The organism is Amycolatopsis sp. MJM2582, from assembly GCF_000754115.1.
GTDB classification, from domain to species: domain Bacteria; phylum Actinomycetota; class Actinomycetes; order Mycobacteriales; family Pseudonocardiaceae; genus Amycolatopsis; species Amycolatopsis japonica.
The window spans coordinates 1,755,899-1,777,961 of record NZ_JPLW01000002.1 but is presented as its reverse complement, the minus strand read 5'-3'; the positions used below and the strand labels follow the sequence as shown (position 1 = coordinate 1,777,961).

The 22,063-nt window shown below is 69.1% G+C and carries 19 protein-coding genes; 8 read left to right on the top strand and 11 right to left on the bottom strand.

Annotated features, from left to right (window positions below; all coding sequences use genetic code 11):
* Window positions 1-23: 23 nt before the first annotated feature.
* Window positions 24-971: a YafY family protein gene (locus ED92_RS18310; protein ID WP_037340337.1), complete on the bottom strand. Its 948-nt coding sequence runs from the start codon at window positions 969-971 to the stop codon at window positions 24-26.
* A 92-nt stretch (window positions 972-1,063) separates the two neighbouring features.
* Between ED92_RS18310 and ED92_RS18305 the strand changes: the two genes are divergently transcribed.
* The 4 genes from ED92_RS18305 (at window position 1,064) to ED92_RS18290 (ending at window position 6,432) form a co-directional block, all read left to right on the top strand.
* Complete coding sequence (locus ED92_RS18305) at window positions 1,064-1,627, top strand: DinB family protein (RefSeq protein ID WP_037339555.1); 564 nt, start codon at window positions 1,064-1,066, stop codon at window positions 1,625-1,627.
* 206 nt (window positions 1,628-1,833) lie between these two features.
* Window positions 1,834-3,870, top strand: coding sequence for an acyltransferase family protein (locus tag ED92_RS18300; RefSeq protein WP_037339554.1), 2,037 nt, complete (start codon window positions 1,834-1,836; stop codon window positions 3,868-3,870).
* 118 nt (window positions 3,871-3,988) lie between these two features.
* A complete protein-coding gene (locus ED92_RS18295) occupies window positions 3,989-4,744 on the top strand; it encodes a carbon-nitrogen hydrolase family protein (RefSeq protein ID WP_037339553.1) in 756 nt (251 codons plus the stop codon).
* Window positions 4,741-6,432, top strand: a complete 1,692-nt coding sequence (locus ED92_RS18290; protein WP_037339552.1) for an NAD(P)/FAD-dependent oxidoreductase — start codon at window positions 4,741-4,743, stop codon at window positions 6,430-6,432. Before ED92_RS18295 ends, ED92_RS18290 begins: the two co-directional genes overlap by 4 nt.
* Here ED92_RS18290 and ED92_RS18285 read toward each other — a convergent pair.
* The 4 genes from ED92_RS18285 to ED92_RS18270 all read right to left on the bottom strand — a co-directional run bounded on the left by ED92_RS18285 (window position 6,396) and on the right by ED92_RS18270 (window position 10,113).
* Window positions 6,396-6,896, bottom strand: a complete 501-nt coding sequence (locus ED92_RS18285) for a VanZ family protein (protein WP_037339550.1) — start codon at window positions 6,894-6,896, stop codon at window positions 6,396-6,398. The two genes, ED92_RS18290 and ED92_RS18285, sit on opposite strands and share 37 nt — an antisense overlap.
* Window positions 6,897-6,937: 41 nt before the next feature.
* Entirely contained in the window at window positions 6,938-7,927 is a 990-nt protein-coding gene (locus ED92_RS18280; protein ID WP_037339546.1) for a PD40 domain-containing protein, read from the bottom strand.
* Complete coding sequence (locus ED92_RS18275; protein WP_052120672.1) at window positions 7,924-9,183, bottom strand: MFS transporter; 1,260 nt, start codon at window positions 9,181-9,183, stop codon at window positions 7,924-7,926. The genes ED92_RS18280 and ED92_RS18275 overlap by 4 nt, the downstream gene beginning before the upstream one ends.
* 66 nt (window positions 9,184-9,249) lie before the next feature.
* Window positions 9,250-10,113 (bottom strand): alkaline phosphatase family protein, encoded by an 864-nt coding sequence (locus ED92_RS18270; RefSeq protein ID WP_037339543.1) that lies wholly within the window; start codon window positions 10,111-10,113, stop codon window positions 9,250-9,252.
* 344 nt (window positions 10,114-10,457) lie between these two features.
* Here ED92_RS18270 and ED92_RS18265 point away from each other — a divergent pair, with 344 nt between their 5' ends.
* A complete protein-coding gene (locus ED92_RS18265; protein WP_037339540.1) occupies window positions 10,458-11,093 on the top strand; it encodes a helix-turn-helix domain-containing protein in 636 nt (211 codons plus the stop codon).
* Here ED92_RS18265 and ED92_RS18260 read toward each other — a convergent pair.
* From ED92_RS18260 to ED92_RS18240, 5 genes are all read right to left on the bottom strand, one after another.
* The gene (locus ED92_RS18260) at window positions 11,050-11,856 is read right to left on the bottom strand and encodes a serine hydrolase (RefSeq protein WP_037339537.1); all 807 of its coding nucleotides are present in this window, start codon (window positions 11,854-11,856) and stop codon (window positions 11,050-11,052) included. The two genes, ED92_RS18265 and ED92_RS18260, sit on opposite strands and share 44 nt — an antisense overlap.
* A gap of 79 nt (window positions 11,857-11,935) precedes the next feature.
* Complete coding sequence (locus ED92_RS18255) at window positions 11,936-13,483, bottom strand: metallophosphoesterase family protein (protein WP_235213310.1); 1,548 nt, start codon at window positions 13,481-13,483, stop codon at window positions 11,936-11,938.
* Window positions 13,484-13,784: 301 nt separating this feature from the next.
* Entirely contained in the window at window positions 13,785-14,054 is a 270-nt protein-coding gene (locus ED92_RS18250) for a hypothetical protein (RefSeq protein ID WP_037339532.1), read from the bottom strand.
* Between the two features lie 160 nt (window positions 14,055-14,214).
* Complete coding sequence (gene glpK / locus ED92_RS18245; RefSeq protein WP_037339530.1) at window positions 14,215-16,167, bottom strand: glycerol kinase GlpK; 1,953 nt, start codon at window positions 16,165-16,167, stop codon at window positions 14,215-14,217.
* Window positions 16,168-16,180: 13 nt separating this feature from the next.
* Complete coding sequence (locus tag ED92_RS18240; protein WP_016335197.1) at window positions 16,181-16,948, bottom strand: IclR family transcriptional regulator; 768 nt, start codon at window positions 16,946-16,948, stop codon at window positions 16,181-16,183.
* 151 nt (window positions 16,949-17,099) lie between these two features.
* Here ED92_RS18240 and ED92_RS18235 point away from each other — a divergent pair, with 151 nt between their 5' ends.
* The 3 genes from ED92_RS18235 to glpD are packed head-to-tail and all read left to right on the top strand — an operon-like array spanning window position 17,100 to window position 21,169.
* Window positions 17,100-17,921 (top strand): MIP/aquaporin family protein, encoded by an 822-nt coding sequence (locus tag ED92_RS18235; protein ID WP_037339527.1) that lies wholly within the window; start codon window positions 17,100-17,102, stop codon window positions 17,919-17,921.
* A 12-nt stretch (window positions 17,922-17,933) separates the two neighbouring features.
* Window positions 17,934-19,451 (top strand): glycerol kinase GlpK, encoded by a 1,518-nt coding sequence (glpK, locus tag ED92_RS18230; RefSeq protein ID WP_037339524.1) that lies wholly within the window; start codon window positions 17,934-17,936, stop codon window positions 19,449-19,451.
* A gap of 5 nt (window positions 19,452-19,456) precedes the next feature.
* Window positions 19,457-21,169, top strand: a complete 1,713-nt coding sequence (gene glpD, locus ED92_RS18225; protein ID WP_037339522.1) for a glycerol-3-phosphate dehydrogenase — start codon at window positions 19,457-19,459, stop codon at window positions 21,167-21,169.
* Window positions 21,170-21,235: 66 nt separating this feature from the next.
* On the opposite strand, the gene ED92_RS18220 is transcribed toward glpD, so the two are convergent.
* Window positions 21,236-21,967, bottom strand: coding sequence for an SDR family oxidoreductase (locus ED92_RS18220; RefSeq protein ID WP_037339519.1), 732 nt, complete (start codon window positions 21,965-21,967; stop codon window positions 21,236-21,238).
* Window positions 21,968-22,063: the final 96 nt, after the last annotated feature.

Here is a 22,063-nt window from a genome sequence, read left to right as displayed (position 1 = left end):
GGTTCCCGGCGCCGTAGCCGTGTTCAGCGGGCGGCCTTCGCGTAACGGCCGGCCAGCACGGCGAATGCCTCCCTGAGTTCCGGAGGCCCGACGACCTCGATGTCGGCGTCGAACCGGCCGATACTCGCCGCGAGCCCGGCCCACGACCACGACCCCAGCACCAGACGGCACCGATCCGGCCCGAGTTCCTCCACGACGCCGTCGCGGACGTAGTGGGACACCGTGGCCGCTGGGAGATCGAGGACGACTTCGCCGCGGCACGGCCATTCGCCGGACTCTGACGCGCCACGGAACCGGCTCGCGACGAAGGTGGCGACGTCGGGGACCGGCAGCTCACGCGGTGTGAACCGCGGGCCGGTCGGGGTGCGCGGAGTGATCCGATCGGCCCGGAAGGTGCGCCAATCCGCGCGATCCAGATCCCAGGCGACGAGATACCAGCGGCCGTGCCAGGTGACGAGGTGATGCGGTTCGGCCCGGCGCCGCGCGTCCGCGTAGTCGAACCGCAGGACCTCGCGGGCGTGCACCGCCGCGCCGAGCGCGAGCAGGACATCGCCGTCGACGCGGGGCTCCGAGCGGCTCGCGGGTGATTCGACGGCGGTGACCCGCACCGTGTCGATCCGGCGCCGCAGCCGGGAGGGCATGACCTGACGGACGGTGTGCAGGGCCCGCATCGCCGCCTCCTCGATGCCCGCGCCGCTGGTGGTGGCGATCTGGAGCGCGACGGCCAGCGCGACCGCCTGTTCGTCGTCGAACAGCAGCGGTGGCAGCTCGGATCCGGCGTCGAGCCGGTACCCGCCGTCGGGCCCCTTGATGGTCGCGATGGGATAGCCGAGCTCTCGAAGCCTGTCGACGTCGCGCCGCACGGTGCGCGGGCTGATGTCGAGCCGCTCGGCCAGCAGCGCCCCCGGCCAGTCGCGGCGGGCCTGCAGCAACGAGAGCATCGACAGCAGTCGCGCGGAGGTCTTCGGCATGTTCTTCATAATGCCTGGAGTAGCGGCCACAACCTGTCCTCTACCCCTGCGAGAGTCATGTCGTGCCAGAAAACGACAACACGGAGGGCCCGATGACCGCCACCATCCTCGACGCCGAGCGCGCCGACCTGCTCGAAGCCCTCGACACCGTCCGCGCCACGCTGACCACCACCGTCCAGGGGCTCACGGACGAGCAGCTCGACGAGCATCCGACGGTCAGCGAGCTGAGCCTCGGCGGACTGGTCAAACACGTCGCCTCGATCGAGGAGATGTGGCTGCGCTTCGTGGTCGAGGGTCCGACCGCGATGACCTACGACCTGCCGGAAGGCGTCACCTGGGCGGACATCGGCGCCGGGACCGCCCGCGAGTTCCCGCAGTGGGCGATCGACCACCAGAACAACTTCAGGATGCTGCCCGGCGACACCCTCGCGGGGATCCTCGCGCGCTACGAGGAGGTGGCCGCGCGGACGAGGGAGATCGTCTCGTCGATCCCGGACCTTTCCGCGACGCATCCGCTGCCGGAGGCGCCCTGGAACCCGCCGGGCGCGGTGCGCAGCGTGCGCCGGGTGCTGGCGCACGTCATCGCCGAGACCGCGCAGCACGCGGGGCACGCCGACATCCTGCGGGAGAGCATCGACGGCCAGAAGTCGACCTGACCCTGCCCGCGGTGTCGTGAGTGGTGCCCCACCACGCTGCTCCTGTAGTCCGTGAAGGCCTCCTTCCCTACCTTCAGGGTAGGCAAGGAGGCCTTCACGGACTTGCGATCAACTGCCACCCACACCACGAGGGGGCATAGCTTGCTCACAGCTTCCTGCCGTAGGGTCCCGGCCCGTCGGCGGCCGGTGATCATGGTGGTGGTTGTGTGCGGGAGACGGAGCGGCGGTTCCGCCCGGAAATCCAGGGACTGCGGGCGCTCGCGTGCGTGCTGGTGGTCGTCTACCACGTGTGGCTCGGCCGGATCTCCGGCGGCGTCGACGCGTTCTTCCTGATCTCCGGGTTCCTCGTCACCGGTCAGCTCTACCGCGCGGCGTCGCGCGGGAAGATCGAGTACCGGCCGATGTGGGGCCGGATGATCAAGCGGCTGTTCCCGGCCGCGCTCACCGTGCTGCTATTGGTGGTCGCGGTGAGCATGGTGCTGCTGCCGCAGAACCGCTGGTTCCAGACGATCAAGGAGGTCGTCGCCTCCGCGCTGTACCTGGAGAACTGGCAGCTGGCGGCGGATTCCGCGGACTACTTCGCCCAGCACAACTCGGCGAGCGTCGTCCAGCATTTCTGGTCGCTGTCGATCCAGGGGCAGTTCTACGTCGTGTGGCCGTTGCTGGTCGGGCTGGTGCTCCTGATCGCCAGGCGGGCGGGCCGGAACGTGCTTCCGCTGCTGGCCACGACGCTCGGCGTGGTGTTCGCCGCCTCGCTCGCGTACTCGGTGTGGCTGACCGCGGTCGATCAGCCGCTGGCGTACTTCGATTCGCTGACGCGGGTTTGGGAGTTCGCGCTCGGTGGCCTGCTCGCCTTGCTCATCGACCGGATCCAGGTGCCCCGGCAGGCGCGGGTCGTGTTCGGCTGGGCCGGGGTCGCCGGGCTCGTTTCCTGCGGGTTGGTGCTCCAGGTCGGGACGGTCTTTCCCGGATATCTCGCGCTCTGGCCGACGCTTTCGGCCGCGCTGGTGATCCTCGCGGGGGACACCGCGTTCAAAGCCGGCGCCGATCGTTTCCTCAGCAGCCGCCCGCTGAAGTATCTGGGCAACTTGAGTTACGCGCTCTACCTGTGGCACTGGCCGGTCCTGGTCTTCTACCTCGTCGCGCGTGATCGGGAAGAGGTCGGCCTGCGCGGGGGCGCGGTGATCATCGCGCTGGCGTTCGGCCTCGCCGTGCTGACCCATCACCTGGTCGAGAAGCCGGTCCGGGTTTCCGCGATCGGCGCCGGGAACCGCTGGGGCGCCTACCGGTTCGGTGCCGCGACGCTCGCGGCCGTGCTCGCCGCGACCGGTGCCTGGCAGTGGGTGAGCGTGAGCCAGGCGGAGAACTACTCGATCGCGGTCGACGATCCCGACCATCCCGGCGCGCTCGCGCACACCGAAGGGTTCACGTACTGGGGCGCCGCCGACGCCGCGCTCGTCCCGTCGTTCGTCGCGGTGTCCGAAGACTGGGCGGGGATCGACCCGGCCCGGTGCGGAACCTCGCCGCGCAACGCCGATCTCGAAGTCTGTACGTCGCAGACCACAGGACATCCCACCCGCCGGATCGTCGTCGCCGGCGACTCGCACGCCGGGCAGTTCCTCGGCGCCCTGCTGCCGGTCGCCGAAAAGAAGAACTGGGAGGTCACGTCGATCCTCCGCGGCGGTTGCCCGTTCTCGACCGACTCCGACGCCGTACCGGGCGACCAGTCCTGCATCGACTGGAACACCGCCGTGGTGGACGAAATCGTCACCACCCGCCCCGACGCGGTGATGACGATCGGCACCAGGGACGTGAAGGTCGGTGTCGAAGAACGGGTTCCCGCCGGCTACATCGCGCAGTGGCGCAAGGTCGACGAAGTGGGCATTCCGGTGCTGGCGGTGCGGGACAACCCGCGGTTCGGCCAGTCGCCGTCGGCGTGCGTCGAGAGCCGCGGCGCGGAGTCGCCCGAGTGCGCCACGCCGCGCTATGACCTCTATGCGGCGGAGCCGCCGTACGAGACGATGCCGGATCTGCCATCCAACGTGCGGTTCCTCGACTTCAGCGACTACTTCTGCACGGCCGAGGTCTGCCCGCCGGTGATCGGCAACGTACTCGTCTACCTCGACGACAACCACGTCAGCGGTACCTACATGTCGACGATGTCGGCCATCGCGGAGAAGGCGATCACCGAGGCACTCGGCTGGGCGGACGATCACGCGGAGGAGCCGCCGCCGGGCGGGTGATCCAGACAACAGATCGCCGCTGGGTTGCGCGATGCCGCACTGATTCGCTGGTTTGCCAATCGCCTGTGCAACGATTCGCCCTTATCAGTGCAGCGAAACGGCGGATATCGTCGTCGGCATGAGGGTCGCCGTCCACCAGGGCTCGTACGCCGAGCTGCCGTCCGCCGTCGAGGCGTCGGGCGCCGATCTCGTGATCGCCGCCGAGATGATCACGACTGGCTACCACATCGGCGCCCGGTCACATGAGCTCGCCGAGCCCGCCGACGGTCCGACGGCGGCCCGGATGTCCACGCTGGCAAAGGAATCCGGCGTCGCGCTGGCCTACGGATACCCCGAATCCGACGGCGGCCGCGTGTACAACAGCGTCCAGCTGATCGGCCGCGACGGACGACGCCTGGCGAACTACCGCAAGACGCATCTGTTCGGCGACATCGACCGCGACTGGTTCGAGCCGGGTGCCGAGGCGGTCTTGCAGGCGGAGCTCGACGGTCTCCGGATCGGCCTGCTGATCTGCTATGACGTCGAGTTCCCCGAGCTGGTGCGGGCACACGCGCTGGCCGGGACCGAACTGCTCGTGGTGCCGACCGCGCTGATGAGCCCGTACGAACTGGTCGCGGACACGCTGGTGCCCGCTCGTGCCTACGAGAGCCAGCTGTACGTCGCGTACGCGAACCGGTGTGACACCGAACAGGAGCTGACCTACTGCGGCCGCTCCTGTGTCGTCGCCCCGACCGGCGAGGTGCTCGCCCGGGCGGGCGCCGGCCCGGAGCTGATCAGCGCCGATGTGACCCGTGACGCGCTCGCCGCGTCGCGGCTGGAGAACACCCACCTGGCCGACCGACGGCCCGATCTGTACCGAGGACTTTCCGCATGACCTCCGCCCTCCCGACCGCGATCCACCACGACGAACCGGCGGGCCGCCCGATCACCATGTTCGGCCCCGACTTCCCGTTCGCCTACGACGATTTCCTCGCGCACCCCGCCGGGCTCGGCAGCCTTCCGGCCGAGCGGCACGGCACCGAGGTGGCGGTGATCGGCGGCGGCCTCTCGGGGATCGTCACCGCGTACGAGCTGATGAAACTCGGGTTGCGCCCGGTCGTGTACGAGATCGCCGAGATCGGCGGCCGCCTGCGCACGGTGAACTTCCCCGGCTGCCCGGACGACGTCGTCGCGGAGATGGGCGCGATGCGCTTCCCGCCGGCCTCGACCGCGCTGTTCCACTACATCGACAAGGTCGGCCTGGAGACCACGCCGTTCCCGAACCCGCTGGCGCCGGGCACGCCGAGCACCGTCGTCGATCTCAAGGGGGAGAGCCACTACGCGCGCACGGCGGACGAACTCCCCGCCGTCTTCGGCAAGGTCGCGGCCGCGTGGGACAGCACGCTGTCCGAGCAGGCCGCGTTCACCGAGATGCAGAAGGCGATCCGCGACCGCGACGTGAAGACGATCAAGCGGCTGTGGAACGAGCTCGTCCCGAAGCTGGACAACCAGACCTTCTACGGTTTCCTCTGCGATTCGCCCGCGTTCGCCTCCTTCCGCGACCGCGAGATCTTCGGCCAGGTCGGCTTCGGCACCGGCGGCTGGGACACCGACTTCCCGAACTCCATCCTGGAGATCCTGCGGGTGGTCTACACCGGCGCCGACGACGAGCACCGCAGCATCGTCGGCGGCAGCAGGCGGCTTCCGTTGCGACTGTGGGAACACGCGCCCGAGGACATCGCTTTCTGGCCCGCCGGAACGAGTTTGAGCTCGCTGCACGGCGGGAGCCCGAACCCCGGCGTCGCCCGGCTGCACCGGACCGCGCCGAACAACATCACCGTGACCGACACCGAAGGCCGCATCCGCACCTATCCGGCGGCGGTGTTCACCGCGCAGAGCTGGATGCTGCTGTCGAAGATCGAATGCGACGAGGCGCTGTTCCCGATCGACCACTGGACGGCGATCGAGCGCACGCACTACATGGAGTCCTCGAAGGTCTTCGTCCCGGTGGACCGGCCGTTCTGGCTGGACAAGGACCCGGAGACCGGGCGCGACACGATGAGCATGACGCTGACCGACCGCATGCCGCGCGGCACCTACCTGCTCGGCGACGACCCGGACGCGCCCGCGGTGATCTGCCTGTCCTACACCTGGGCCGACGATTCGCTGAAGTGGCTGCCGCTTTCGGTGTCCGAGCGGGTCGAGGTGATGCTGCAGTCGCTGAAGGAGATCTACCCGGGCGTCGACGTCCGGCGGCACATCATCGGCGACCCGGTGACCGTGTCCTGGGAGGCCGAACCGCATTTCATGGGCGCGTTCAAGGCCAACCTGCCCGGTCACTACCGCTACCAGCACCGGCTGTTCACCCACTTCAAGCAGGACCGGCTGGAGGAGCGTTACCGCGGCCTCTTCCTGGCGGGCGACGACGTCTCCTGGACGGCGGGCTGGGCCGAAGGCGCGGTGCAGACGGCGCTCAACGCGGTCTGGGGCGTCCTGCACCACTTCGGTGGCGAGACGGATCCGGCGAACCCGGGGCCCGGCGACGTCTACGACGAGATCGCGCCCGTGGAACTGCCCGACTGAGCCCGGCGGCCCACCAGCCACGCCATACCCGCCGCGAGGAGGGCGCCGATGGTGTTCATCAGCCAGTCGTTGGTGTCGCAGGCGCGGCCGATCGCGGGCACGAACGCCTGCAGCGCCTCGATCACCGCGGACAGCGCCGAGCCTGCCGCGAACATCGTCACGGGCCGCCGGGACGCCAGTGCGGCGAAGTAGACCGGCGGCAGGAACAGCGCGACGTTGGCCAGGAGTTCCACCGAGCCGAGCGTGGGCAGGGAGAACTGGACCGTGCACAGGATCTCGTCGATCGTGTGCCGGGTGGGCACCAGCGTCAGCGCGACGACCGGCACCAGCGCCACTCCCGCGAGCGTCCAGAGGACTCGATGCCTGCCCGCGAACAGCTGGCCCAGGACGGCGCAGACGAGCGCGACCAGCAGGATCGCCGCCGGCACGAGGGCGGAGTGGTCGAGCAGGAAGTTCGTGATCATGGCGGGCCGATCCTACGAGGCGTCCGCCTGATCACCGGTGCCTAGGGCAGCGCGGCGGGTGACTCGGCCTCCGGGATGAGCAGCCGCGGCGCGCCCGAGCCGTCGGCGGAGACGGCCCAGACGTCGGAGTGTCCTTGAGTGCGGGGGAGGGCGTAGGCGACGGTGTGGTCGTCGAGCCACGCGGGCTGGTCGTCGACGTTCCTGGTCTCCGCCAGCGGCGTCACGGTGCCGCTCGCGAGGTCGAGCACCGACACCCGCCAGCCCTTCGCGGGATCGCCGTTGATGGCGGCCTTGTAGGCGACGCGGGTCTCGTCGGGGGAGAGGGACGGGCATTCGACGTTGTCCCGCAAGGTCTTCACGGTCCGGGCTGCCGAGTCGCCTTCGACGAGGTACCGGTGGGAGCCGGTCGACATGGTGGCGTAGAACCGGCCAGACTGACGGGTGAAGGTGACACCCCAGAAGTTGAAGTCGGCCGCCTTGTACGGCTTGCCGTCCACGGTCACGGCGAAGTCCTCCAGCGTGCCCTCGACGTTGTCGGTGGTGAGGTCGAGGGTGCCGGCGCGGGTCGAGAACCGGCCGCCGTTGTAGGAATCGCCGGTGACGAACACCGTCCACGCCAGCCGCTTCCCGTCGGGCGAGACCCGTGCCCGGTTGGGCAGGCCGACCAGCGGGATCTCCTGTGTGACCGCGAGACGGTCGTCGAGCACGGCCAGCTGATACGTGGTGAGCCCGGTTTCCGGCCGCAGGCAGATCCCCGTGCCGCCCGCCGCGTAGACCCGGCTGCAGGAGACGGTCGACACCGCCCGTGCGCCGCCGGGGTCGGCGGCGCTGACACTGGACACGTGCCCGCGGTCGGCGTCGGCGGTGCTGCGGAAGAGCAACCGCCCGCCTTCGAGGGTGACGGCGCCGCTGGTGCCCGCCGACGCGGTGTCCTGGTTGCGCGCGCCCGCCACCCCGACGTAGATCACGGCGGCCGCGGCCAGCGTGAGTACTCCGGTGACGGCGATCAGAACGCGGGTGCGGGTGTTCACGGTCGTGCCTTCCTGCGGGGAACCAAGAGAACGAAGGTGGCGGCGACGGCGGCGAGCACCGTCCCGGCGGCGATCGTGATCGCCGTGGTCGCGCCCCAGAACTGCCATGAGAGTCCGAAAAGGACGGACGAGACGAAGTACGCCAGCGCCTGCCCGCTCTGCACGATCGCGATACCGGTGGTGCGCAACGCCTCGGGCAGCAGCGGTCCGGCGAGCGCCATCAGCACACCGTCGGTCGCCGCGTAGAACACGCCGTACAGCCCGAGGGTGAGCGCGAACAACGCCCAGCCGGTGAGCGGGCTGAGCAGCAGCAGGTAGACGGCGATCAGGGCGCCGTAACCGCCGAGCATCACCGGCAGCCTGCCGATACGGTCGGCCAGCGCGCCGAGCGGCGCGGCCAGCAGCAGATAGCCCAGGTTGGTCCCGACGGCCAGCAGCGGGAACCAGCCGGTGGCGATGTCCTCCTTGTCCTGCAACAGGAGATAGACGAAGCCGTCCCCGATGGTGGCCAGGCCGAGGACGCACGCGGCGATCAGCAGCCGCCGTACGCCGGCGCCCCGCAGGAGCCCCGCCGCCGCTCGCAAGGACACGGTGCCGGACGGCGGTTTGGGCGCGCGGTGGTCGCGGACGAACAACGCCAGCAGCAGCACTCCGGCGGTGGCGATGCAGAAGCTGGTCACGAAGACCGCGTCGAAGCCCTCGATCCCGGTCGCCGAGCCCGCCACGGCCAGCACCGCGACCGCGGCGAGCGGGCCGAGGAACGCGCCGACGCTGTCCATCGCCCGGTGCACGCCGAACGCGCGGCCCAGCATGTGCTCGGGGGCCGACAGGGTGATCAGCGCGTCGCGGGGCGCGGTCCGCAGCCCCTTGCCCGTGCGGTCCGCGGTCAGCACCACGCCGATCGCGGTCGCCGACGACCCCGCGGCCACGAGCCCCAGTTTCGCCACGGCCGACATCGCGTAGCCCAGCCCGGCGACCGCCTTGCGCCGTCGCACCCGGTCGGCGACGTAGCCGCCGACCAGGCGCAGCAGCGCGGTCGCGCCGGTGTAAAGGCCGTCCACCACGCCGTACGCCGCCGGGCCGAGGTGCAGCCCGAGCACCAGGTACACCGGCAGCACGGCCGTCACCATCTCGGAGGAGACGTCCGTGACGAGGCTGACGGTGCCCAGGGCGAAGACGTTCCCGCCCAGCAGGGCGAAAGACTTCTTGGACACGCCACCGGGATGCTCCCGGCGGCCGATCGTGGACAGGTACACGCGACGAACCACCCTTCTCCGCCCGCGGGCGTGTCCACAGTGGACACGCCCGCGGGATTCACCCGATTACTGCCACACGCTGGTGATCGGCGCCTTGTTGGCCGCGTTGGCGATGCCCGGCAGGCCGAACGACGCCTCCATCGTGCGGAGGATCGAGTAGTGGTTGATGGATTCGCTGTAACTGCCCGGCTTCACGTGGGCGCCGACGAACGTCGTGAAGATCTGGTTCACCGACGTCCCGCTGTCCTCGTCGAAATTGACGATCAGCAGGCTGTTGTGCGTCTTGGCCCACTGCGCGTACGCGTCGAGGTTCTTCTTCAGCCATTTGTCGCCGGTGTCGACCGAACAGTCGTGCATGTCGCTGCACAGGTCCGGGGTCACGAAAGCGACGTGGGGGAGCTTGGTGAAGTCGCTCGGGAACGACGAGAACCTTTTGTTCGCCGACGACGGCACATTGCTGAAGCTGACCCAGCTGTTGTGCTTGCGGGCGTAATTGCCCTTCGTGCAGCCGGTGTAGCCGTCGGAAGGCATGCTTTCCGCGTAACCGACGAACTTCTTGCCGATCCCCGCCAGCTGGGACGCGATGTTCTCCTTGTTCCCGAGATCCTGGCATTTGTTGCTGTCGACCCCGTGCGTCGAACCCGCGAACTGGGCGATGTAGTTCGGCTGGCTGGGGTGCGTCGTCCCGTACGCCTTGGTGAACTTGGCGCCCTGTGAGGCGAGCTTGTTGAAGTACGGCGCCTTGGAGCTGCCGCTGATCTCCTTGTAGTCCTTGTTCTCGAACATCACGAGGACGATGTGGTCGAACGCGGGCACTTTCGCCGCGGCGGGCTCTATCGCGGCGGCGGGAGTGTCCTGATGGGACACCACCAGCGCCGTGGCCAAACCGGTCGCGGCCACGGCCGCGACCGCGATCCGTTTCCAGAACATGGAAACCTCCTGGGAAAAGGTTGAAACTTTGACGACCAACCATCGGGTTCAGCGGCGCTCCGCGGGCGTCGACAGAGTTGAGACATCGGATGTCTCTGGTGCATTTAAACGGCAAAGAAGTCCTCGGCCCATCAAGATCGCCTGACTGGAGTAACCGGGGGTGGTGGAACGCCCCAAATCCGGCATTGCTTGGCACGAAACCATGTAAACCGGCCGCCGACCTTGCGTTCGTTGCCGGGAACCGATGAACTTATGGCAACTCGCTGATTCAGCCGGTTGACAGTGGCGCTGCCATTGCCCCGGCTCTGTGGTGTACTCATCCGACCATTGGTTAAGCTGTCGGCGTGAAGCCCTTTTCGTCGAGGCCGGCCGGATACACGATCGAAGAACTTTCCACGATCGTCGGCATGTCGGCGCGCAATATCCGGGCCCATCAGACGCGGGGCCTGCTCGCCCCGCCGGTCCGGCACGGCAGGTCCGCCTACTACGGCCCGGCCCATCTGCGGCGTCTGCGACGCATCACGATGCTGCAGAAACAGGGCTTCAACCTGGTGTCCATCGCCGCGATGCTCGGAACGACCACAGTGGACCGTGCCGAGCGGCTGGACGAGGCGATGGCGGACATCGCCCGCGACCAGCCCGCCGTCGCCCTGTGCCTGGAACGCCACGGCGTGCTCGGCAGGGACGAGACGGGAGCCCCGGCGGTCGTGCGTCCGTCCGTTTCGCGCGTGGTGACGGACCTCGCCGTGGCCGGGATCCCGCCCGTCGCCGCCCTGCGCTTCCTCGGGCAGTTCATGGACCGTGTGGCGCCCTTGGCCGGCGAACAGCTGGGCGCGCTGAAAGCTCAGACGGGAGGGGGCTCGGCGGCTCCCCGAGCCTGTTTCGCGGACCTCCTTGTAAGCGCTTTCAAGATCGCTGTGGAAAACGCGGCCGAAGTCACTTTCCCAGTCGTGGAGCCAGGGACCTGGCCGCCGAAGTGACTGCCGCCGTCGCCGCGTCGAGACCGGTCCCCTCGGCGGAACCGGACAGGATGACGACGATGTAGCGGTCGCCTTCACCGACGAGCCCCGTCGTGTGCGCGTCCACCGAACCCCGTCCGGCCGCCCAGCCCTGTTTCACGGCCCACGGTCGGTCGCCGAAGGCCGTAGGGATGCCGAAGTGCTGGTCGAACCCGTCGGCAGCGGTGCGGCTCGCCTGGCGCAAGGGCGCGAGGATGACGTCCCGCTTGGCCTTCGGCAGCTTGAGGACGCGCCGGTACACCGCGGCGATGTCGTCCGCGGTGGACAATGTGTCGCCCCAGCGGCCCGCGTCGGCGGGCGGGGTGGTGTTCTTCAGACCCGCGGCCGCCACCGTCCTGGCGACGATCGCGGGGCCGCCGTTCCTGGTCCAGAGCGTGTTGGCGACGGCGTCGTCGCTTTTCGCCAGCATCCGGTGGAGCTGGGCTTCGTCGGCCTTGCTCGTCTTGCGGGTGACGGCGTCCAGCGCGATGAACAGTTTCACCACCGACGCCGTGCGGAACCTCTCCGAGCCTCGCTCCTCGATCACCTGCTCGCCCGCGGCGCGGTCGAAGACCACGGTCGCGACGCGTCTTTCCGGAGCAGGCCGGCTTTCCGCGACGGACTGGAAGATCACGTAGCCGAGGATCGCGACGATGACCGGGACGGCGATCACGATCGTCACGCGGAGTCGTGATCGCCGGTTCGCGCCGGGCACTGCGATGGGCCTGGTTCGTTCGTCGAACATGGTGCCGATGTTCAGAGACGATCATCGTGGCCCCGTCTTGTTCGTGTCATGACTCTGTAACGAGAGGAACAGCCGCCGGTCAGGAACGCTGCACGATGATCTGGTCGACGAGGGTGCCGTCGGCGCTGATCGCGCGAACGTCCATTTTGGGCGGTGTGGTGCCCGTCCCCGCGACGACGTCGACCGCGACGAGGCTGTAGCCGCGGAACCGGACCCGGGACCAGGTGACCTTCTTGGTGCGGTCCTGGCCGTCGCGTTCCGAGTACTTCATCGGGACGGGGGAGTCGTTGCTCGTCTCGTGGCCGAGGTACGTGTCGGGCGCCGGGAACTCGGAGACGCTGCCGCCACCGCCGCCCGCGGTGATGTAGGTGGTGCCGTCCTTGACCGGGTTGGTGGTCCCGCGGGAGGGCACCTTCTTGACGGCCTTGCCCGCCCGGATCGGGTCGGTGCGTTCGTAGATGTGGTTGTGGCCGTTGAGCACCAGGTCGACCTGGTACTTGTCGAACAACGGTGCCCAGTCCTTCTGCGCGCCGAGTTCGGCGCCGTTGGAATGGCAGGTGGAATACGTGCACTGGTGGCAGTAGACGACGATGAAGTCGATCGTGGGGTCGGCGCGGAAGGCGGCGAGCGTCTTGCCGAGCCATTTGAGCTGCTTGCCCTTGGTGTAGTCCAGATTGGACGGACTGTTGTAGCAGACGTCGTTGCCGTCCAGGCTGATCATGTCGACGTTCTGGTAGCGCCACGAGTAGATGCAGGTGGAGCCGTCCCAGGCGTTGTCCGGCATGGTGAAGCGCGCCCGCACGCCGCCGTAACCGTCCTCGGAGTACCAGCCCTCCATTTCGTGGTTGCCGAGCGCCATCATCCACGGGATCCCGGCGGTGACCGGTTCGTTCTGCACGAAGAAGGAGTCCCAGAGCCGCGCGTCGTACTGGTCTTCCTCCGGATGCCCGCCCTCGCCTTCGAGCGCGTAGCTCAGGTCGCCCATGGCGAGGTGGAAGGCCGGATCGAGGCCCGCGATCAGGCTGCTGGTCGCGACGGCGTTGTAGCCGACGCCCTGGTCGCCGAAAGCGGTGAAGGTGAACGTGCCGTCGCCTCCCGGTGCGGGGGCGGTGCGGAAGCTCGCCATCTCGCCGAGCCGGGCGGCGGGGTCGTAGCCCTCGTGGCCGACGACGTAGTAGTACGTGGTGTTGGGCAGGAGGCGGTCGATCCGGGCGTGGAGGTAGTACTGGGTGATCGACTTCGGGCTGTTCGGCGGGACCTCCTCGACCGGGTGCTGCCAGGACATCTGGCTGGTCAGCGCCCGGACCTCGGCCTGGATCGGCGGGCTGAAGTCGCCGGGCACGGTGCCGATCCGGATGAACGGCGCGGTCACCGCCGCGGGTACCTGCCAGGAGACGACGACCTGCTGGGACGGGTCGGCCCCGTAGGCGATGTGCCGTCCGAACGGCCGCAGCGCCGAACCGGCGACCTTGTCGGCGTTGAGCAGCACCATCGGCCCGGGGGAGGCCGCGGCCGCGCCCGGGAGCAGGACGCCGCCGGCGGCGAGTGCCGCGCCGCTCACCGCGCCCACCCGGAACAGGGTCCGCCGCGAGTACTGATTGACGAACTTGTCGTGTTTCTCGGCCAAGCTGAGCCGACGATAGGCTTGGGACCTGCTGTTTCGGGGAGTTTCGGCCATGAAATCGAAGTTAAGAAGGCTTCTTAACTAAGTCAAGGGGCCGATGGTCGTTGGATGACCGGCTGCATGGAACCGTGCAAGTGACTCCGGGCATAGGGGACTTTGTGCCCGAACGGCGATCATGCGTGATTGAGCGGCGATCACGCGTGATCAGAGACGGAACTCGCGTGATCAGGCGGCGATCATCGTGATCGCCGTCCAATCACGCAAGATCGCCGTCTAATCACGCGTGTTGCGGGTTTCGGGACTGTCAGACCAGTTCGGCCGAGACGACGGAGGTCAGCTCGCGCAGCCGGGCCAGCAAGGGCTCGACCTCGGCGGCGTCGATCAGGACGGCGCAGGTCATGGTGCTTTCCCGGACGCCGTCGCGGACGTCGACGGACAGGTCGTGGACCAGGCAGCCGAGCGCCTCGAGCAGGCCGGGGATCCGTTCGACGCCGCCGACGAAGTACGTGGCGATCCGGCGGCGGACCAGCATGGACGAGCGAGGGGCGGGAACCTGGAAAGCGGTGATCGACATCGTGGTCTCCGAAGGCGGGAAAACGTACAGGCCATGGAGGGCCAGGTCCCGGGAGATGCCCCGTATCGAGGGGTCGCCGGAATGCGCGCCGGCGACCTGGTTCAGCCGGCGCGCTTGACTACGAGTCGGGTCCAGCGGCGCACGGCGACAGGCTAGCACGTCACGAGAGGCGCAGCCGAGAACCTTGCTCACGGACGTGCGCGGCGGAACCGCAGCCGAGGTCCAGCTGCCGCTGCCGCTCGGCCACGAACGCCCGGCCGAGGCCGGTGCGATCCGAAGTGGACAGTGTGCGCCGGAGCTCGTTCAGCAACCCGCGTTCCTCCGCGCGGATATGCGCGTCCACCGAATTCTCCAGCGCTGCCAACGCCTTCTCGGAGTCGGCCGACTCCAGCACGGCCAGCAGCTCGTCCGCGAGCCCGCTCTCCGTCGCATCGGGACGGACGATCCGCTCCGTCGCGGTCGCATGGGCGACCAAGGACGCCGAGAGCTCCGCGATCAGCGCCGGACGGTCGGCCTCGTCGTTGCGGAGGTCGCGGAAGAGCTGTTCGATCCGGCGGTGATCGGCCAGGACGACCTCCACCAGGTCGGAGCCCGGGGGAGCGGCCGTCGGGCCGGGACGCATCCAGCCGAACGTCAGCTCCACGGCCTGACGCCAGTGCGAGTACTCACTGTCGCGGCGGGCGGGGTCCATCGTCGGCAGCCACTGCCCGGCGCGGTGCCAGTTCCGCCGGAGTCCCTCCAGGTCCGGCCAGTACCCGACCGACAATCCGGCCGCGTACGCCGCGCCCAGCGACACCGTCTCGGCGACCATCGGGCGCACCACCGGCACGTCGAGGACGTCGGCGACGAACTGCATCAGCAAGTTGTCGGCGGTCATCCCGCCGTCCACCTTGAGCGTCGAGAGCGCGAGCCCGGAGTCGGCGTTCATCGCGTCGACCACCTCGCGGGTCTGCCAGCCCGTCGCCTCCAGGACGGCCCTGGCCAGATGCCCCTTGGTGATGTACGACGTCAGCCCGGCGATCACGCCGCGCGCCTCGCTGTGCCAATGCGGCGCGAACAGACCGGAGAAGGCGGGCACGATGTAGCAGCCGCCGTTGTCCTCGACCGTCCTCGCCAGCGTCTCGATCTCGGGTGCGCTGCCGATCAGTTCGAGCCCGTCGCGGAACCACTGCACCAGCGAGCCGGTGACCGCGATCGACCCTTCGAGCGCGTACACGGCGGGCTCGTCGCCGATCTTGAACCCGACGGTGGTCAGCATGCCGTGCGCCGAGAGCACCGGCGTCGGTCCGGTGTTGAGCAGCAGGAAGCTGCCGGTTCCGTACGTGCACTTCGCCTCGCCGGGGGCGAAGCATGTCTGGCCGAACAGCGCCGCCTGCTGATCGCCGAGCGCCGCCGCGATCCGGATGCCAGGGACCACCCGCGACGTCGTCCCATACACCTCGGTCGACGGGCGGATCTCCGGCAGCATCGCGCGCGGGACGTCGAAGAACTCCAGCAGTTCGTCGTCCCACGACAGCGTGCGCAGGTTCATCAGCATGGTGCGCGAGGCGTTGGTGACGTCGGTGACGTGGACGCCGCCCTCGGGGCCGCCGGTCAGGTTCCAGATCAGCCAGCTCTCCACCGTCCCGAACAGGACGTCGCCGCGTTCGGCGCGTTCCCGCAGGCCAGGGGTGCGTTCCAGCATCCACCGGATCCGCGGCGCGGAGAAGTACGTGGCCAGCGGCAGCCCGCAGAGCCGCCGGACGCGGTCGGCGCCCGGCTCGCGGGCGAGGTGTTCGAGCATCGCGTCGGTGCGGGTGTCCTGCCAGACGATCGCTCGCCCGACCGGGTTGCCGGTGTGCCGGTCCCACAGCACCGTCGTCTCGCGCTGGTTCGCGATGCCGAGCCCGACCACCTGGCCGGCTTCGACACCGGCGTCGGCCAGCGCCTGCGGCACGATCCGGCCGACGTTGCGCCAGATCTCCGTCGCGTCGTGTTCGACCCAGCCCGGCCGCGGGAAATGCTGCTGGTGTTCGCGCTGCGCGACCGACACCAGCCTGCCGCGCGCGTCGAACAGGATGCACCGCGTCGAGGTGGTGCCCTGGTCGATCGACATCACGTAGCGCTGGACCACGCGAGCACCTCCATCACCATCGGGACGCGCCGAGATCGCGGGAGACCGCCCGTGCCGCGTCGCGCACGTGGCCGAGCAGCCGCGGGATCGGGCTGCCGTCGGCTTCACAGATCCGTTCCGCCGCGCCGGAGACCCCGATCGCGCCGACCACGATGCCGCCGTGGCCGCGGATCGGCGCGGCTATCCCGGCCTCGCCGGTGATCATCTCGCCGTTCTCGCTCGCCCAGCCCGCCTCGCGCACCTTGCCGCAGGCGCGTTTGATCGCGGTCTGGGTGACCAAGGTCCGGCGGGTGTAGGCCTCCGGTCCGCCGGTGCGCAACGATGCCACGAGACCGGTGTCGTAGGCCAGAAGGACTTTCCCGAGCGCCGTCGCGTGCAACGGCAGCAGCGTGCCGACGTCGAGCGTCTGCAGGCTGTCGTCGGGCCGGAACACGTGGTGCACCACCAGGACCCGGCCCTCCAGCGGCGCGCCGATGCGGACGGCCTCACCGCTGCGCGCGGCCAGCGCGTCGGCCCAGTTGATCGCGCGGGAGCGGAGTTCGTTGACGTCGAGGTAGCTCGTGCCGAGGTGCAGGAGCGCCGCGCCCAGTTGGTATTTCCCGGTGTCGCGGTCTTGTTCGACAAAGCCGACCCCTTGCAGGGTGCGGAGGATCCCGTGCGCCGTTCCCTTGGCGAGTTCGAGGGAATCGGCGATCTCGCCGACCCCGAGACGACCTGAACCGCGCGCCAGCAACCGCAGGATCGCGGCGGCGCGCTCGATGGACTGGATCGGACCGGGCACGGCCCAACCGTAGCCCGACCGGCCCTGATTCGACAATGTCGAACATCGTCTCCGGGCGTTCGACAATGCCGACCGGTGTCCGTTGACCCCGCGTTTCCACGAACTTAACTTCGGCCTCAACAGGGCAACGGTGTCCTTTGTGGAGGAAGCAATGGTGCGAAACCTCAAGGCTCGCGGACTGGCGGGCGAACTGGCGGCGGAGTTCGTCGGGACGATGATCCTCATCCTGTTCGGCTGCGGGGTGGTGGCTCAAGTCGTCGCCGCGGGCATCGGGGACCACGACAGCATCGCGTGGGCGTGGGGAATCGGTGTCACGCTGGGTATCTACGTGGCTTCACGGATCAGCGGCGCGCATCTGAACCCCGCCATCACCGTGGCGCTCGCGGTGTTCAAGGGCTTCTCGTGGCGCAAGGTCGCCCCGTATGCCTTGGCGCAGACCGCCGGCGCGTTCCTCGCCGCGCTGCTGGTGCGCTGGAACTACACCGAGGTGCTCAACGCCGCGGACCCCGGCCTGACGATCAAGACGCAGGGCGTGTTCTCCACTCTTCCGGGTAACGGAACCCTGCCGGTGGGTGACTGGGGCGCCTTCCGCGACCAGATCATCGGAACGGCCATCCTCGCCTTGGTGATCTTCGCCATCACCGACCTGCGCAACACCGCGCCCGCCGCGAACCTGGCCCCGGTCGTCGTCGGTTTCCTCGTGGTCGCCATCGGCATGGCCTGGGGCACCAACGCCGGCTACGCGATCAACCCCGCCCGCGACTTCGGTCCGCGCCTGATGTCCTGGCTCACCGGGTACGACACCGCGTTCACCGATCAATACGGCTATCCGTACTGGTGGATCCCGATCGTGGCGCCGGTGATCGGCGCGGTCATCGGCGGGGCGATCTACAAGTTCTTCATCGAGCGTTACCTGCCCGCCGAACCGGCACCGGAAGCCTTGCCCGCCAAGGACATCGAGCGCGTTTCCTAAGGAGAGAAACCCATGTCTGACTATATCGGCGCCGTCGACCAGGGCACCACCAGCACGCGTTTCATGATCTTCGACCACGGCGGCAACGAAATCGCCCGCCACCAGCTCGAGCACGAGCAGATCCTGCCGAAGCCGGGCTGGGTCGAGCACGACGCGACCGAGATCTGGGAGCGGACCCGCTCGGTCATCGCCACCGCGCTCAACAAGGCGAAGCTGACCGCCGCCGACCTCGCGTCGCTCGGCATCACCAACCAGCGTGAGACCACCGTCGTGTGGAACCGCCGCACCGGGCGGCCCTACTGCAACGCCATCGTGTGGCAGGACACCCGCACCGACCGGATCGCCTCGGCGCTGGAGCGCGAGGGCAAGGGCGACGTCATCCGCCGCAAGGCCGGTCTGCCGCCCGCCACCTACTTCTCCGGCGGCAAGCTGCAGTGGATCCTGGAGAACGTCGAGGGCGTCCGCGAAGACGCCGAAAAGGGTGACGCGCTCTTCGGCACCACCGACACCTGGCTCATCTGGAACCTCACCGGCGGCGCAGACGGCGGCGTGCACGTGACGGATCCGACCAACGCGTCGCGCACCATGCTCATGGACCTGGAAACGCTGGAGTGGGACGACGAACTGCTGTCGTTCTTCGGTGTCCCCAAGCAGATGCTGCCGTCGATCGCGCCGTCGTCGAACAACGGCCGCTTCGGCGTGACCCGCGCGGACGGCCCGCTCGGCGGCGAGGTCGCCATCACCGGCGTGCTCGGCGACCAGCAGGCGGCGACCGTCGGCCAGGTGTGCTTCCGCCCCGGCGAGGCCAAGAACACCTACGGCACCGGCAACTTCCTGCTCCTCAACACCGGGCACGAGGTCGTGCGGTCGAAGCACGGGCTGCTCACGACGCTGGCCTACCAGTTCGGTGACGAGAAGCCGGTGTACGCGCTGGAGGGCTCCATCGCCGTCACGGGTTCCGCCGTGCAGTGGCTGCGCGACCAGCTGGGCATCATCAGCGGCGCGTCCCAGAGCGAGAGCCTCGCGCGTCAGGTCGAGGACAACGGCGGCGTCTACTTCGTCCCCGCCTTCTCCGGGCTTTTCGCCCCGTACTGGCGTTCCGACGCCCGCGGCGCGATCGTCGGTCTCACCCGCGCCACCACCAACGCGCATCTGGCGCGGGCGACCCTCGAAGCGATCTGCTACCAGACCCGCGACGTCGTCGAGGCCATGCAGAACGACTCCGGCGTCACGCTCGACGTGTTGCGTGTGGACGGTGGCGTGACCGCCAACGAACTCTGCATGCAGCTGCAGGCCGACATCCTCGGCGTGCCGGTGTCGAAACCGGTCGTCGCGGAGACCACCGCGCTCGGCGCCGCCTACGCGGCCGGGCTCGCCGTCGGGTTCTGGAAGAGCACCGACGAGCTGGAACAGAACTGGAACGAGGACAAGCGCTGGGAGCCGTCGTGGACGGACGAACAGCGCGCCGAGGGCTACGCGGGCTGGCAGAAGGCCGTCGGCCGCACGCTCGACTGGGTCGAGGTCGAGTGAGCCCGATGAACAGGAGGAACAAGGTGACACCCGTACCGCTTTCCCCGGTCTACCGTGCCGAGACGCTGCGCAAGCTCGCTCGTGAGGAGATCGACGTGCTCGTCGTCGGCGGGGGAGTGACCGGTGCCGGCGTCGCACTCGACGCGGCTTCGCGCGGGCTCTCCGTCGCGCTCGTCGAGGCCCGCGATTTCGCCGCCGGAACGTCGAGCCGATCGTCGAAGCTGATCCACGGTGGGCTGCGCTATCTGGAGAACCTGGACTTCAAGCTGGTCCGTGAGGCGTTGAAGGAACGCAGCCTGCTCCTGCAGACCCTCGCGCCGCACCTGGTCCGGCCCGTGAAGTTCCTGGTGCCGCTCAAGCATCGCGTCTGGGAACGCGGCTACATCGGCGCGGGTGTCACGCTTTACGACACCCTCGGCGGAGCACGGGCCCTGCCGCGGCACCGGCATCTGTCGAAGCGCGGCGCGGGCAAGGTCGCGCCCGGCCTCGCGGACGACGCCCTGATCGGCGCCATCCAGTACTACGACGCCCAGGTCGACGACGCCCGCCACACGATGACCATCGCGCGGACCGCGGCCGAGCAAGGTGCTTCCGTTCTCACCCGGGCGCGCGTGACCTCGCTGATCCGCGATGGCGAACGTGTCGTCGGGGCCAAGGTCGTCGACCGCGAGAGCGGCGCGGAGATCGAGGTCCGGGCGAAGACGGTCGTCGCGGCGACCGGCGTGTGGAGCGACGACATGGCGGAAGCGGCGGGCATCCCCGCGCCGTTCACCGTGCGCGCTTCGAAGGGCATCCACCTGGTGGTGCCGCGCGAGAAGATCGACCTGGACACCGGGCTGATCCTGCGCACCGAGAAGAGCGTGCTGTTCGTCATCCCGTGGGGGCGGCACTGGATCGTCGGCACGACCGACACTGAATGGGACCTCGACCGCGAGCACCCGGCGGCCAGCCAGGCGGACGTCGACTACGTGCTCGATCACCTCAACGCCGTCCTTCGCACGCCGATCACCGCCGACGACATCGAAGGCGTGTACGCCGGGCTTCGGCCGCTGCTGGCCGCGAAGGCGACGTCGACCACGAAGCTGTCGCGGGAGCACGCGGTCGCGCATCCGGTGCCGGGGCTGGTGATCGTGGCCGGCGGCAAGTACACGACATACCGGGTGATGGCCGCCGACGCGGTCGACGTCGCGGTGGAGGACCTCGGCCGCCCCGCGCCGTCGTCGTGGACCGAGCGGCTGCCGATCGTCGGCGCGACCGGCTATCACGAGATGTGGGGCGCGCGGCATTCGCTCGTGCAGCGCACGGGGCTGCCGATCGCCCGCATCGAGCATCTCCTCCAGCGCTACGGCACCGCGATCGAGGACATCCTGGAGTCGATCTCGGAGCGTCCCGAACTGGGCGAAGCGATCCCGGGGACCGCGGAGTACCTGAAGGCCGAGGTCGTTTACGCGGTCTCGCACGAGGGCGCGCTGCATCTGGAGGACGTCCTGACGCGGCGCACCCGGATCTCCATCGAGGAGCGGGATCGCGGCGTGACCGCGGCGCCGGTGGTGGCGGAGCTGATGGCGCCGCTGCTGGGCTGGGACTCGCACAAGCAGGAGCGCGAGGTGGCCAACTACCTCGCGCGTGTCGAGGCGGAACGGTCCGCACAGGCCCAGCCGGACGACGAGGCGGCGAACGCCAGCCGTCTCGCGGCTCCGGCGCTGCTGCCCAGCTGATCGCGGGCTTGAAGCGCGTGAAGGCCCCCTTCCCTCGGCTCAGCCGCGGGAAGGGGGCCTTCACGTCTACTTGAGCCAGTCGAGATAGCGGGTCTCGGCGATACGGGCGCCGTCCTTAGTGGTGAGCACGTCACCCTTGACGGCGGCGAACATGCCCGCCGTGTCGTCGACGGTCACCGGACGCGTGTCCCCCTTGGCGGACAAGGTGATCCGGCCCAGCTCGGCCAGCGGGTAGACGTCCGGGCCGCCGACGTCGAGGGTGCCGTTCAACGGCTTCCCCGCCGAGACCTCGGAAACCGCGGCGGCGACGTCGGCGGCGGCGATCGGCTGGATCGGCGTGCTGGGCAGCCGTACGGCGGTCTCGTCCGAGGTCCAGGACAGCACCGCGTCGACGAATTCCATGAACTGGGTGGCGCGGACGATCGAGTAGGGGACACCGCTCTGCTTGAGGATGTCCTCCTGCAGGGTCTTCGCCCGGTAGTAGTCGAGCTGCGGCACCTGGTCGACGCCGACGATCGACAGGATCACGAAATGCCCGGTGCCCGCCTTCTTCGCGGCCGCCACGAGGTTGTCCATCGACGTCCGGAAGAACGCGGGGGAGGCGTCGTCGAAGGTCGGCGAGTTCGTGAGGTTGACGACTACGTCGGCGCCGTCGAGCGCGCTGTCCAGGCCCTGGCCGGTGAGCAGGTCGACCCCGGTGGACGGCGAATGCGGCACCGCCTCGTGTCCCGCCTCGTTCAGGTTGCGCACGACCTGCGAGCCGATCAGCCCGGTCCCGCCGATGATCGCGAATTTCATGACCCAGTGCCCCTTCGTCGGCGGCGCCCGCAAACCCGGACACCGAATGTCCGAGATATTACTCGGATAGATTGTGTCCGAGTCAAGAGGCGGGTT